The 13,875-nt window shown below is 54.7% G+C and carries 12 protein-coding genes and 1 pseudogene; 7 read left to right on the forward strand and 6 right to left on the reverse strand.

Annotated elements, in window-relative coordinates; genetic code table 11:
* The first annotated feature begins 341 nt into the window (after positions 1–341).
* Positions 342–1,532: an elongation factor P maturation arginine rhamnosyltransferase EarP gene (earP, locus tag A7P96_RS02180; RefSeq protein ID WP_067524562.1), complete on the forward strand. Its 1,191-nt coding sequence runs from the start codon at positions 342–344 to the stop codon at positions 1,530–1,532.
* Positions 1,533–1,693: 161 nt separating this feature from the next.
* A complete protein-coding gene (locus tag A7P96_RS02185; protein WP_067524415.1) occupies positions 1,694–2,482 on the forward strand; it encodes a DsbC family protein in 789 nt (262 codons plus the stop codon).
* 48 nt (positions 2,483–2,530) lie between these two features.
* On the opposite strand, the gene A7P96_RS02190 is transcribed toward A7P96_RS02185, so the two are convergent.
* The 5 genes from A7P96_RS02190 to A7P96_RS10605 form a co-directional block, all read right to left on the reverse strand.
* Positions 2,531–2,899 carry a DUF4298 domain-containing protein gene (locus A7P96_RS02190; protein ID WP_067524417.1) on the reverse strand — a complete coding sequence of 123 codons (369 nt, stop codon included), beginning with the start codon at positions 2,897–2,899 and terminating at the stop codon, positions 2,531–2,533.
* Between the two features lie 118 nt (positions 2,900–3,017).
* Positions 3,018–3,932, reverse strand: coding sequence for a GTPase Era (era, locus tag A7P96_RS02195; RefSeq protein ID WP_067524419.1), 915 nt, complete (start codon positions 3,930–3,932; stop codon positions 3,018–3,020).
* Between the two features lie 86 nt (positions 3,933–4,018).
* Positions 4,019–4,462, reverse strand: a complete 444-nt coding sequence (locus A7P96_RS02200) for a hypothetical protein (RefSeq protein ID WP_067524420.1) — start codon at positions 4,460–4,462, stop codon at positions 4,019–4,021.
* Positions 4,463–4,599: 137 nt separating this feature from the next.
* Positions 4,600–5,373 (reverse strand): ribonuclease III, encoded by a 774-nt coding sequence (rnc, locus tag A7P96_RS02205; protein ID WP_231863620.1) that lies wholly within the window; start codon positions 5,371–5,373, stop codon positions 4,600–4,602.
* 124 nt (positions 5,374–5,497) lie between these two features.
* The gene (locus A7P96_RS10605) at positions 5,498–5,656 is read right to left on the reverse strand and encodes a hypothetical protein (RefSeq protein ID WP_156496243.1); all 159 of its coding nucleotides are present in this window, start codon (positions 5,654–5,656) and stop codon (positions 5,498–5,500) included.
* A gap of 642 nt (positions 5,657–6,298) precedes the next feature.
* Here A7P96_RS10605 and A7P96_RS02210 point away from each other — a divergent pair.
* Both A7P96_RS02210 and trkA read left to right on the forward strand, forming a co-directional pair.
* Positions 6,299–7,024 (forward strand): helix-turn-helix domain-containing protein, encoded by a 726-nt coding sequence (locus A7P96_RS02210; RefSeq protein WP_082880726.1) that lies wholly within the window; start codon positions 6,299–6,301, stop codon positions 7,022–7,024.
* An 82-nt stretch (positions 7,025–7,106) separates the two neighbouring features.
* Positions 7,107–8,516: a Trk system potassium transporter TrkA gene (gene trkA / locus A7P96_RS02215; protein WP_067524422.1), complete on the forward strand. Its 1,410-nt coding sequence runs from the start codon at positions 7,107–7,109 to the stop codon at positions 8,514–8,516.
* Between the two features lie 134 nt (positions 8,517–8,650).
* Here the strand turns inward: trkA and dnaK are convergent, their stop codons facing one another.
* Positions 8,651–10,582, reverse strand: coding sequence for a molecular chaperone DnaK (gene dnaK / locus A7P96_RS02220; RefSeq protein ID WP_067524424.1), 1,932 nt, complete (start codon positions 10,580–10,582; stop codon positions 8,651–8,653).
* 405 nt (positions 10,583–10,987) lie between these two features.
* Between dnaK and A7P96_RS02225 the strand changes: the two genes are divergently transcribed.
* From A7P96_RS02225 to A7P96_RS02230, 3 genes and pseudogenes are all read left to right on the forward strand, one after another.
* Positions 10,988–11,743, forward strand: coding sequence for a glutathione peroxidase (locus A7P96_RS02225; RefSeq protein WP_003824569.1), 756 nt, complete (start codon positions 10,988–10,990; stop codon positions 11,741–11,743).
* A 92-nt stretch (positions 11,744–11,835) separates the two neighbouring features.
* Positions 11,836–11,960, forward strand: a pseudogene (locus A7P96_RS10610) (IS5/IS1182 family transposase); the annotation flags it as partial.
* A gap of 64 nt (positions 11,961–12,024) precedes the next feature.
* Positions 12,025–13,422 carry a dihydrolipoyl dehydrogenase gene (locus A7P96_RS02230; protein ID WP_067524426.1) on the forward strand — a complete coding sequence of 466 codons (1,398 nt, stop codon included), beginning with the start codon at positions 12,025–12,027 and terminating at the stop codon, positions 13,420–13,422.
* Positions 13,423–13,875: the final 453 nt, after the last annotated feature.

Raw genomic sequence — 13,875 nt, forward strand, 5'->3', positions numbered from 1 at the left:
TGCCAAAAAAACGCGGCTATTGCAGCTTTATCCCTTACCCACAAAAGCTGTGGAAAACTTTGTGGAAAACCCTGTGGGAAGCGTAAGATTTCCTGATAAATCAGGCCTTGGCTTAGGTTGCGTAAAAAATGGCCAATTTTTTAAAAGTATATAAATATCAATATGTTAAATGAAAGCGGGTCTTGTCAAGCGGCAGATTTGAGCCTTTATGCCAATCCGAAAGCGGCTTCCTTAGCCCCTTGTGGGAAAACCAAAAAAATTTCCGTCAAAACGCTTGACAGAGCGCGTAGCTAACGTAAATTGCCGTCCTGTCTGAGAATTTGCCCAGCGAAAGATTTATCGTGCCATCAAACCCGTTTTTCCCACCCAAACATACCGACACCCCGCCCGCCGCCTGGTTATTTTGTCGCGTGATCGACAACTACGGCGACATCGGCGTTTCCCTGCGGCTGGCGCGCCGGCTGAACGAAGCCGGTTTTCAGGTAGTCCTTTGGCACGACCATCCCGCCGCGCTGGCCAAACTGCTCGGCGAAGCCCCGCTACCTGCTGCGATTCGGGCGCACCATTGGCAGGGCGATGCGGCCGAAAGCATTGCGGCCGAATTGGCCGCAGTTGCGCCCGCCTTAGTAATCGAAACCTTCGGCTGCGATTTGCCTCCCGCCGCGCTGGCTGCCGTCCGCACACACCGCCCGCTGTGGCTCAATTGGGAATACCTCAGCGCCGAGCCTTGGGCGGAAGCCATGCACGGCAAGCCTTCGCTGCAAGCCGACGGCGAAGAAAAATATTTTTGGCTGATGGGTTTTAGCGAAACCAGCGGCGGCCTCCTGCGCGAAGCAGGCTACCTGAAAAAGAAGCAGGCCTTTCTCGCCAACCCCGCCGCCCAAGCCGCCTTGCGCTGCCGCTTGGGGCTACCTGAAACCCCGCACCGCGCCGTGCAATGTTTCTGCTTCGGCTATGCCGGCGCACAATGGGCCGGTTGGCTCGCCGCCTGGCAGGCAGCAGGAGAAGCCTTAGACGTATGGCTGGCCGACCGGCAAATTATCCACAGCCTGCGCCAAGCCGGCGCGATTCCGGAGCATGCCCTGCGCGAGCCCGGCAGCGTGTGGCAGGATGGCGCGGTGCGGCTTATCCGCATCGGCTTTGTGCCGCAGGCCGAATTTGACGCCGTGCTGTGGCTGGCCGATATGGCCATCGTGCGCGGCGAAGACAGCTTCGTGCGTGCCCAGCTCGCTGGCAAGCCCCTGCTGTGGCACATCTATCCGCAGGCCGAGCAGGCACACCTGCCCAAGCTGCACGCCTTCTGGCATAAAGCTGCCGCGCTTGCCCCGCTGCCCGCCGCCCACCAAGCCCTTTCCGACGACTTGAACCACGCCGCCGTGCTCACGCCCGCCGCCCGCATCGAAAACTGGCGGCAGCTGCTGCAACAGCTGCCGCAATGGCGGCAGGCTGCGGAGAAATGGCAGGGTGAGTTGCTGCGCCAATCCGATGCTGTAGAGCGCGTATTGGCACGCTGGCCGGGGCTGTTGGGCTGAAAAATACATTGCTGCTGCCCAAACAGTTTCAGGTAGCCTTTACAAAGGCTACCTGAAAGCCAATCCGGACGATAAATGACATTTACACGCCACAAAAGCCCGCCTGCGCAGATTTCGGTATAATGCGCCCCTGTTTTTAACCATTTAATGAGAACAAACAAATGAAGCACACCCTCTCCGCCATCTTGCTGGCCGCACTGCTGCCCCTAGCTGCCTGCAATGCCCAGCCCGCCGTGCAGCAAAACGCCTCCGGTACTGCCGCTTCGGCTGCAGCCGCGCCTGCCGGCAGCCCCGAAGCCGTTATCCGCAGCAAGCTCACCCAAACCTACGGCAACCAAGGCCTGGAAGTGCTGAGCGTTACCCCCGCTCCCGTAGACAACCTATATGAAGTGTTCCTTTCTGGCAATCAGCTGGTGTACATGACTGGCGACGGCAACCATATGTTTACCGGCGATTTGATTGATGTGAACAAACGCAGCAACCTTTCCGAAACCCGCCGCGAAGAGCTCAACCGCATCGACTTCGCCGCCCTGCCGCTTGATTCCGCCATTAAAGAAGTGCGCGGCAACGGCAGGCTGAAAGTGGCCGTGTTCTCCGACCCCGATTGCCCCTTCTGCCGCCGTTTGGAAAAAGAATTCGAGCAGATGACCGACATCACCATCTACAATTTCATGATGCCCATCCCCGATTTGCACCCCGCTGCAGAAGCCAAAGCTGTGCGCATCTGGTGCAGCCCCGACCGCACCGCCGCCTGGATCAATTGGATGCGCAAAGGTACCGTGCCGCCTGAATCCGCCGGCTGCGAAAACCCGGTGAAAGAAACCATGGCGCTGGGCAACCACTACGGCTTCAACGGCACCCCCACCATGGTGTTCCCCAATGGCAAAGTAGTGCCCGGCTATATGCCGAAAGATGCTTTGCAGCAAGCGCTGGAAGCCAACCAGAAATAAGGCATCTGCCCAAACGAAAGGCTACCTGAAATTTCAGGTAGCCTTTGTTTATTCATCGGTTGTTGCCGGGTCGAAACGAAAGCGGTTTTGCGGATCGAGCTCGTGGGTAGCGGCGCGCAGCCAAGCCCAGGATAAGTCGTATTGCTGCTGGAAGGCATTCCACAGGGCATCTTCGCTCATGATGCTGTATTCGCCTTCGGTGGCCAGGGAAACGGGCAGGCCGTTTTCGATGGCTTGGTGCAGCGGCATGTATTCACGGTCGTAGAAATCGGACATTTCGCGCATCAGCTGCATGGCGTGCTGCCATTGTTCCTGGGCAGCCTCCAGTTCGGGCAGCAGGCGCTCCCATTCGCGGTAGAGGGCTTGGATGCGGTCGATGCGCGCTTGGGCGGCTTCAGGGGTGATGGGGTGCGACATATGGCCTCCAGTGGGGATGGTTGGATGGAGTGATGGGTGGCGGTGTGTTGCCGATATGGGCGGTTAGCGGGCAGAAGCGTTGAGGCTACCTGAAAGCGTGAGCTGCAACGAAGCAGCCCTACAGCCCAAATTCTTGCAGGAAGCGGGCATCATCTGCCCAGCCGGATTTCACTTTCACCCAAACTTTGAGGAATACTTTGGTTTCAAACAGTTTTTCCATATCCAGCCGGGCTTCGGTGGAGATTTTTTTCAGTTTTTCGCCGCCTTTGCCGATGATGATGGCTTTTTGGCCGTCTTTATCCACTAACACGGCGATGTAGATGCGGTATAGCCCGTTTTCTTCTTCAAACTGTTCCACCGCCACGTTGGCGGCATAGGGCAGCTCTTCGCCGAGGTGGCGGAACAGTTTTTCGCGCACGATTTCGGCGGCAAGGAAACGGGCGGAGCGGTCGGTGACCGCGTCTTCGGGGTAGAGCGGCACGCCCTCGGGCAGGTGGGGGCGCAAGATGGCGAGCAGCTCGCCGATGCGCAGCCCATGTTTGGCACTCACAGCCTCTACGCCGGCAAAATTAAATTCTTGCTGCAGCTGTTGGATAAAGTCGTCGAGCTCGGCTTTGCTTTTGGCGCGGTCGATTTTGTTCACCACCAAAATCACGGGCAGATGTTTGGGCAGCAGGCGGATCACGGCGCAGTCGGCTTCGCTGAAACGCATGGCTTCCACCACGAAAGCCACCACATCTACGCCGCCGATGGCTTCGGTAACGTTTTGGTTGAGCCGGTCGTTGAGCGCGTTGCGGTGGCGGGTTTGGAAACCTGGAGTGTCCACGAACACGAATTGGGTGTCGGCATCGGTGTAGATGCCGGTGATTTTGTGGCGGGTGGTTTGGGCCTTTTTGCTGGTGATGCTGATTTTCTGGCCGATGAGGTGGTTCATCAGTGTGGATTTGCCCACGTTCGGCCGGCCGACGATGGCCACGAAGCCGCAGCGAAAGGAGGTTGGGTGTTTGGTGTTGGAATAATTCATGTTGTTCATATGGATATATTTTCAGGTAGCCTGTGCGGAATGCTCAATAGGCTACCTGAAAACGTGGGCTTCAACAAAGCTAAAATATAGCGGCTTTAGTTTTTAATGCGAACTTTGTCTTCTGGGTTGCCGAACACGATTTCGGGCAGATTCCACTGTGCCATGAGTTTGTTCAGCGCTTTGATTTTCACCATGCGCACGGGTTTACCGGCCAGAATGGGGGCGTTGATGGCGAAGCGGTTGATGCCGAGCAGGAAGTTGATGCACTCTTGCACCAACATATGCACCAACATATCGTTGCCTTCAAAGCGGATTTCGGTGGCGCTGGTGAGCATGCCGGTACCTTTGGCCCACACGCCTTTGTCGTTCAGTTTATAGCCGTTCTCCTGTGCCCAAGCCTGCCATTCGGGTGAGTTTTCCGCTCCTTCCGGCACGTGGATGCGCAGCTCGGGATAGTCTTTTACCGCGTTTTTGGAGGAGAACCATAAGAAGAAAATGCCGATAAATGCGCCGAATAAGACGCTGAACACAAAAACCATGATTGAATCCTTTATTAAGTTGAAAATGAGTGGCTAATATATAACATGCCGTTTTCTGTCGGTAAATCCTGCCTGCAAGGCTTGTTTGCATTAGCTCAAACATTATTGGCCTGAATGATGGCGGCATCAGCAACGATTCAGGCACGGGATTTGCGCTGTTTTTTGCTTTTGCCGGGCAGGGGGTGATATTCCTGCAGCCAATCCAGCGCCTCTTTGGCTGCGGCTTGTTCGGCGGCGCGGCGGCTGGCGGCTTGGGCGCGGGTGATGTGGGCGAGTTCGCCCAGGTCGCAGGCGATATCGAAACGGGCGTCGCAGCCCTCGCCGGATTGATGCTCGATACGGTATTTGGGCAGGGGCAGGCGGCGGGCCTGCAGGGCTTCTTGAAGCAGGGTTTTCGGGTCTTTGCCCTGGTTGCTCAAGTCGATGTTGGCAATGCGCTGGGCAAACAGGCGGCGCACGGTTTGCTCGGCGGCGGCAAAATCGGCATCGAAGCTGATGGCGGCCAGCAGGGCTTCCACAGCGTCGGCCAGGATGGAGGGGCGGTCAAAACCGCCGCTTTTGAGTTCGCCCACGCCCAAATACAGCGCGTCGCCCACGCCCATGCTGCGGGCGATTTCGGCGAGCACGTCTTGGTTGACCAGATTGGCGCGCAGGCGGGAGAGTTCGCCTTCGCTATAGCCGGGGAAGGCGTCGAACAGCATTTTGGCCACGCTGTAATCGAGGATGGCGTCGCCGACAAACTCGAAGCGTTCGTTGTTTTGGGCGCTGTAGCTGCGGTGAGTAAGCGCCTGCTCGAAGAGGCGGGGATTTTGGAAATTATGGCCGAGGTGGCGTTGCAGCTCTTCGCCAGCCCGGGCGCGGCGCGGATCGGGCTTCGGGAGCTTGCGGGGTTTGGCGGTGGGTTTGCTCATGATGGTGGGATTATATCGGGTTTGGAGGGAGAGGCGCAGGATAACTAAAGCACTTCTTTCTTCCTATTGCGTTGGCTCACCTTAGATTCAACAAAATTAAAACAATGTCTTGGCGCAACCAAGGTTAAGTTTCTGTGAAGAAAAAAATGGCTAACACGATTTGCGAATATTTGGCGGCAGTATCGCGGGAGTGCAGATGGCGATTGAACATCATGGCGATGTTGCAGATGAGGAAATGGTCTTTTGGGGTAACGCTCAGGCTGGTTTCATTTAGTTCAACCAAGCCTTCGGCGGCAAAGTACTGGGACAGAGGGCTGTCGATATTCGGCGGAGCAGCAAGTCATTTTCGTTGAGCAAGTATCCTCGGAAGAAGGAGCATGCAACCTTCACGCAAGGTTATAGAGGGTTCGTCTTTAGGTTTGGCAAAGTGGTGTATCCACACCGATAAAAATGTAGTCTTCACTGGCCAGTGCTGCACAATTTGCTGGAACATGTCTAGCTTGGTGTTGCTATCGGGCACGATGTTGGTGTCAATGCGGTATTGGAGGCAGATGGTGTCGCGGAAGGGAATGTGGATTAATATAGCGAGAGGAGGCCAGGGGAGACTCACGGCTCGGATGTAGTATTCGGCAGTGAAGCTGTTGTAGAAGTGGTCAGCGGTGGAGATAGGGATGTAGTATGAATCATTGGCGGGTAGGGGGGCGATAAGCTAGCGGCCGAAGATAATTTCTTGAGTGTGGTCGGTAAGCATGGTTGTATTTATGTTGCTGTTACTATTTGATAAATATGCAGTATAGGTTTTGTTTGTGAAATCGGGTAAAATGCCAGTGTTCGGCAATCTGCCCCAAATATTGCAAGGTGGCAAGTATAAACGATAATTGCCGCCGCTTTATAGGCTCTTCTTGCTTAGAAAGTTAGCACACACATGAAAGCCATGCCCCATTCCACAACTTGCTCGCGGTGCGTTTTTAAAGAACTATGCCAGCCCAATGCCGCGATTGCGGTGGCAGTGGAACGTGTTGATGCGGTTATCAAACGCAGCCGTCGCCTGAAAAAAGGTGATTTCCTGTTCCGTAATGGTGACGGGTTCGATTCGCTGTTTGTGGTACGCACCGGCTTCCTGAAAACGGTTATAGCCAACCAAGACGGGCGGGATCAAGTTACTGGTTTTTTTATGTCGGGCGAACTGGTGGGCATGGACGGCATCTGTAACCAAATACACTACTGCGATACGGTGGCGCTGGAAGATACGGAAGTGTGCGAGTTGCCCTATGCTAATATGGAAGAGCTGTGCGCGGCGGTACCCGAATTGCAGCTACATTTCTACCGCCTGTTCAGCCAAGAAATCGTACGTGACCAAAATGTGATGCTGCTTTTGGGCAATATGCGTGCCGAAGAGCGGCTGGCGGCATTTTTGCTGAATTTGTCACAACGATTGAAAAAACGTGGCCTATCGGCCAACGATTTTATTTTGCGTATGTCGCGCGAGGAAATCGGCAGCTATTTGGGGCTGAAGCTGGAAACAGTGAGCCGAACACTCTCCAAATTCAGCCAAGAAGGGCTGATTGAAGTGGAATACAAACACATCCGCTTGCTCAAACCTGAGCAGCTCAAGCAACTAGTTTCCGGCATTCAGCCCGCTATGGTTTAAAGCGGCCTCTCGCATTTACCTTTATTTCCTAACCCTTTGGCAGGCTACCTGAAACTTTGGCCGCCAAGTCTAATCTTCCAATATGAAAATCCTCATCTTAGGTAGCGGCCAAGTAGGCACTGCCGTAGCACAGAATCTGGTGGAAATCCCCAACCACGACGTTACCATCATCGACAACGATCCCGAAGCCCTGCACAACATCGGCAGTAAGCTCGATGTGCAAACCCTGCTAGGCAACGGCTCCTCACCAGCCATGATGGCCGAAGGCGGCGCCTACGACACTGATCTGCTGCTTGCCCTCACCCGCCACGATGAAACCAATCTAGCTGCCTGCAAACTGGCTTCCAGCCTGTTCAACATTCCTAACCGCATCGCCCGCGTGCGCCTTTCCGATTATTTGGAATTCACCGACTGCGATGTCGAAGAAGATAACGCTGGCCGCAGCACGCTCGATTTATTCGGTGTGAGCGAATCCATCTGCCCCGAACAGCTGGTTACCGAGCGGCTGGCCGATTTGCTCTGCCACCCCAGCGCCCTGCAGGTGCTCACCTTTGCCGAAGACAAAGTGCGTATGCTCGTGGTACGCGCACAAAGCGGCGGGCGGCTTTTGGGGCAGCCCATCCACACCATCCACGAACACCTGCCCGAAGACACCGACTGCCAAATCTGCGCCATCTACCGCAACAACAAGCTGATTATGCCCACGCCGCAAACCGTAATTCAGCCGGGCGACGAAGTATTCGTGGCCGCCGCCACTTCTCAAGTGACCGAAGTATTGCGCGAATTACGCCCGCAGCAGCAGCCCACGCGGCGTGTGATGATCGCCGGCGGCGGCCAAATCGGCTTCCGCCTCAGCCGCCAGCTGGAAGACCGCTTCGATGTGAAAATCATCGAAATCAACGAAAAACGTGCCGAATGGCTTTCTGAAAACCTCAACAGCACTCTCGTGCTGCACGGTTCTGCCGCAGACGAAAGCCTGCTTGAAGGCGAATACATCGACGAAATCGATGTGTTCTGCGCACTCACCAACGATGACGAAAACAACATCATGGCCGGTATGCTGGCCAAAAGCCTCGGTGCCAAACGCGTTATCGCCATCGTAAACCGCTCCAGCTACGTGGATTTGCTGCAAGGTAACACCATCGACATCGCCGTGTCGCCCCACTTGGTGACCATCGGTTCAATTTTGGCGCATATCCGGCGCGGCGACGTGGAAGCTGTACACCCCCTGCGCGGCGGCAATTCCGAAGCCATCGAAATCGTGGCACACGGCGACAAAGATACCTCCAAGCTGGTCGGCCGCCGCGTGAGCGCCGTGCGCTGGCCCAACGGTTGCCACGTTGCCGCCGTGGTGCGCGGTGAAGAAGTATTTATGGGACATCAAGACGTGCAACTGGCCGACGGCGACCACATCATCCTGTTTGTGGCTCGCCGCCGCGTGGTGAGCGAATTGGAGAAACTGATTCAAGTGCGCATGGGTTTCTTTGGCTAGCGACAACGGCCTGGATTTACAAAAAGGCTACCTGAAGAATTTAGCTTCGCAGAAACTTTGCTGTGCTGCGTTTTAACTGCATTGAAGCTTCGCTTTCAGGTAGCCTTTTCATCATTCGCTAAAGCGGACAATACTTATTTGTCATCTTTCACTTCTTCAAACTCGGCATCTACCACATCATCGCCTTTTTTCGGCTGCTCGCTATCGGCAGACTGACCAGCTTGGGCTTCCTGCGCCTGTTTCTGGGCATCGGTATACAGTATTTCGCCCAGTTTCTGGCTGGCTTTGCCCAGCTCTTCGGTTTTGGCATCGATGGCAGCTTTGTCGTCGCCTTTCACGGCTTCTTCGGCTTCTTTCAGCGCGGCTTCGATTTTTTCTTTCTCGGCTGCGTCGAGTTTATCACCGTAGTCGGCCAGTGATTTCTTCACTGAGTGAATTAAGGCTTCGGCCTGGTTGCGGCTCTGCACCAGTTCGTGCAGTTTTTTGTCTTCTTCAGCATTGGCTTCGGCGTCTTTCACCATGCGTTCGATTTCTTCCTCGCTCAAGCCGGAAGAGCCTTGGATAGTGATATTGGCGGCTTTGCCGGTACCTTTATCTTTGGCAGACACGTGCAGGATGCCGTTGGCGTCGATATCGAAGGCAACTTCAATCTGCGGCATGCCGCGCGGGGCGGGAGCGATGTCGCCGAGGTTGAATTGGCCGAGCGATTTGTTGGCGGAAGCGCGTTCGCGTTCACCCTGCAACACGTGGATGGTTACGGCGCTCTGGTTGTCTTCGGCGGTGGAGAACACTTGCGAAGCTTTGGTGGGGATGGTGGTGTTTTTGTTGATGAGTTTGGTCATCACACCGCCCATGGTTTCGATGCCGAGGGAGAGCGGGGTTACATCCAGCAGCAATACATCGCTGCGGCCACCGCCCAACACTTCGCCCTGAATGGCGGCACCCAAAGCCACGGCTTCGTCGGGGTTCACGTCTTTGCGCGGCTCTTTGCCAAAGAATTCTTTCACAGTTTCTTGAACTTTGGGCATACGGCTCTGGCCGCCCACCAAAATTACGTCGTCGATTTCGTTCACGCTCAGGCCGGCATCTTTGATGGCAGTGCGGCAGGGGGCAATGGAACGCTCAATCAGGTCTTCCACCAGACTTTCAAACTTGGCGCGGGTAATCTTCATGGCCAAGTGTTTGGGGCCGGTGGCGTCCATGGTGATGTAGGGCAGGTTCACTTCGGTCTGCTGGCCGCTGGAAAGCTCGATTTTGGCTTTTTCGGCGGCTTCTTTCAGGCGCTGCAAGGCCATTACATCGGTTTTCAGGTCGATGCCTTGATCTTTTTTGAACTCGGAAATGATGTAGTCGATCAGGCGTTGGTCGAAGTCTTCACCGCCGAGGAAGGTATCGCCGTTGGTGGAGAGCACTTCAAACTGTTTTTCGCCGTCCAAATCGGCAATTTCGATGATGGAAATATCGAAGGTGCCGCCGCCCAAGTCGTATACGGCGATTTTGCGGTCGCCTTTGGCGCCTTTGTCCATACCGAAAGCCAGTGCAGCTGCGGTGGGCTCGTTGATGATGCGTTTCACATCCAAACCGGCGATGCGGCCTGCGTCTTTAGTGGCTTGGCGTTGGCTGTCGTTGAAATAGGCCGGCACGGTAACCACAGCTTCGGTTACTTTTTCGCCCAAATAGGCTTCGGCGGCTTCTTTCATTTTGCGCAGCACTTCGGCGGAAATTTGCGGCGGAGAAAGCTCTTTGCCTTGCGCTTCCACCCAAGCGTCGCCGTTTTTGGCTTTTACGATTTTGAAGGGCATCAGGTCGATGTCTTTCTGCACTTCTTTATCTTCAAATTTGTGACCGATCAGGCGTTTTACTGCGTAGATGGTGTTTTTTGCGTTGGTAACAGCCTGGCGTTTGGCCGGCGCGCCCACAAGGATTTCCCCACCGTCCAGATAAGCGATAACAGAGGGAGTGGTGCGTGCGCCTTCGGCGTTTTCGATTACTTTAGTCTGGCCGTTTTCGGAAATGGCCAGGCAGGAATTGGTGGTACCCAAATCGATACCGATAACTTTTGCCATAATGGATTGCTCCTTAGAGATTAGTAGAATTCAGACAGCGCCTTGCTGGCGCTTTAACTTGCCCAGTAAATGGGTTTGGCCGTTTTTTTTTCAAGGGAAAAGGCTATTTTCATTTTAATATTTTGATTTTTATTAGATAAAATAGTTTCAGGTAGCCTTGGGCAACAAATTTCTGCCTAGCCTATTGAATTTCTGCCGCCAGCCCTAATAAAAACAAACGTTGTTTCCCGTATATATGCACCGACGAGGTGCGCACGAGCCATTTATAGATCAAAGCAATTCATATTATTTGAACTATAAATTATACAAATCGCCTGGCGGCGACTAGAATGCCGCCCTGTCGATACACCGTATTTCGCAAATTCATCCGCATTATTTCTGACACCCTGATATAAGGAGCTCTATATGTCTATCAACATCAAATCCCGCGACCAATTGGTTGGTCAGCAAGTTCCGAACGTAACCTTCCACACCCGCGTGGCTGATTCTTGGAAAGACGTCACCACCGACGAATTGTTCAAAGGCAAAAAAGTAGTGGTATTCGCCCTGCCCGGCGCGTTCACCCCCACCTGCTCTTCCAGCCACCTGCCGCGCTACAACGAGCTGGCTTCTGCATTTAAAGAAAACGGCATCGACGACATCCTGTGCGTATCCGTAAACGACACCTTCGTAATGAACGCCTGGGCTGCCGACGAAGAAGCCCACAACATCACCATGATCCCGGACGGTAACTGCGAATTCACCCGCGGTATGGGCATGGAAGTGAACGAAGAAGCCATCGGCTTCGGCCCGCGCTCTTGGCGCTACTCTATGCTGGTGGACGACGGCAAAATCGTAGAAGCCTTCATCGAGCCGATCAAAGAAGGCGACCCCTTTGAAGTTTCCGATGCCGACACCATGCTGAAATTCGTGGCTCCGAACTGGAAACCGCAAGAATCCATCGCCATCTTCACCAAACCCGGCTGCCCCTTCTGCGCCAAAGCCAAAGCCGCTTTGCAGGAAAAAGGCCTGGCCTACGAAGAAATCGTGTTGGGTAAAGACGCCAGCATCGTTTCCGTACGCGCCATCACCGGTAAAGTAACCGCCCCGCAAGTGTTCATCGGCGGCAAATACATCGGCGGCAGCGAAGACCTGGACGCATACCTGGCCAAACACGCCTAATTTTCCAGCTATCCAGTTGCCAATACAGTAGATAGCTTTGCGAGCCGCCCGAATAGGGCGGCTCTTTTCCCAAGACCTTTCAGGTAGCCTGTTATAGTGGATTAAATTTAAATCAGGACAAGGCGGCGAGCCGCAGACAGTACAAATAGTACGGCAAGGCGAGCCAACGCCGTACTGGTTTAAATTTAATTCACTATACAGCAGCAGCCGATATTTTTCAGGTAGCCTTTTACCAGCCATACAGGCTACCTGAATGGTCTTCCCACCTAAGGAAAGCAGACATGAAACACCTCACCGCAGACGTCGTCGTTATCGGCGGCGGCACCGCCGGCATGGGCGCCTTCCGCAATGCCCGCCTCCACACCGAAAACGTTTATCTCATCGAAAGCCACATTTTCGGCACCACCTGCGCCCGCGTCGGCTGCATGCCCTCCAAGCTCTTGATTGCCGCCGCAGAAGCCCGCCACCACGCTCTGCACACCGATCCCTTCGGCGTGCATCTGGATAAATCCAGCATCAGCGTAAACGGCGAAGAAGTGATGAACCGCGTCAAATCCGAGCGCGACCGCTTCGTCGGCTTCGTGCTGGAAGACGTAGAAGCCTGGCCCGCCGAGCGCCGCATCATAGGGCAGGCCAAATTCATCGACGACCACACCGTGCAAATCGACGGCCACACCCAAATCCGCGCCGAACGCATCGTAATCGCCACTGGCTCCCGCCCCATCGTACTGCCGCAATGGCAGGCACTGGGCGACCGTCTCGTCATCAATGATGACGTATTCTCATGGGACACCCTGCCCGAGAGCGTGGCCGTATTCGGTACCGGCGTGATCGGCCTCGAACTTGGCCAAGCCTTGAGCCGCCTCGGCGTACGCGTGGAAATGTTCGGCCTGGGCGGCCTCATCGGCGGTATTTCCGACCCTGTGGTGCTGGAAGATGCCAGAGCCATCTTCGGCCAGGAAATTCCGCTCCACCTCAACGCCCAAACCGAAACCCGGCTCAACGATAAAGGCCAAGTAGAAGTGGCATGGACGCAAGACGGCGAAAGCGGCGTATTCACCGCCGACTGCTTGCTCGCCGCCATCGGTCGCCGCCCCAATGTGGACAACATCGGGCTGGAAAACCTCAATATCGAGAAAGACGCACGCGGTGTGCCAGTAGCCACCCCGCGTACCATGCAAACCAGCATCCCGCACATCTTCATTGCAGGCGACGCCTCCAACCAGCTGCCCCTGCTGCACGAAGCCGCCGACCAAGGCAAAATCGCCGGTGAAAACGCCGGCCGCTACCCCGATGTGCGGGACGGCCTGCGCCGCAGCATGATCGGCGTGGTGTTCTCCAACCCGCAAATCATCAGCGTGGGCGCGCGCTTTGCCCAGCTGGAAAAAGAATACGGCAGCAAGCTCGTGGCCGGCCAAGTATCCTTCCACAACCAAGGCCGCAGCCGCGTGATGCTGGTAAACCAAGGCAGCTTGCGCGTGTATGCCGACCGCGAAACCGGCCGCTTCCTCGGCGCTGAAGGCATCGGCCCCGCACTGGAACACATCGCCCACCTCCTCGCCTGGGCGCACCAGCAGCACATGACTGTGCCGCAAATGCTCAACATGCCCTTCTACCACCCCGTAATCGAAGAAGGCTTGCGCACCGCCCTGCGTGACGTAGCCGCCAAACTGGCCTAAAGGCTACAGAAAAACATTTTCAGGTAACCTACCTAGTAACGTGAGGCTACCTGAAAAGGGAATTTGAATCATTTGGGTGTTGGATAATTCATATAGGTTAAGTTAGATTGAAATTAATAACCCAATCTTACGCTAAATAACTTAATTTTATACAACGCTATTCAATTCTTTTAAATCTTTCGCCTGTATCACGAAGAATCATTTCTCCAGTAGTTTGGTCAATAGCAAATTCAGTATTTCATTTACTATCAGCGTGTCATTCAGCAATTTGCCCTCTAGTGTATGAGCATCTAAAGGATTACTCCCCTGTGATTTAACAACTAAAGGCATCTTCATTTTGTTTAATTTCATATTGATAGTTATTTAATTGGGCTCTGCTACTTTCCCACAAACTCTGCCCCCGGCTTGTCACCACAACCGGCCTGCAGTAAGGTCAGCTCCAATACCAATATG

It is taken from the genome of Eikenella sp. NML03-A-027, assembly GCF_001648395.1.
Lineage (GTDB): Bacteria > Pseudomonadota > Gammaproteobacteria > Burkholderiales > Neisseriaceae > Eikenella > Eikenella exigua.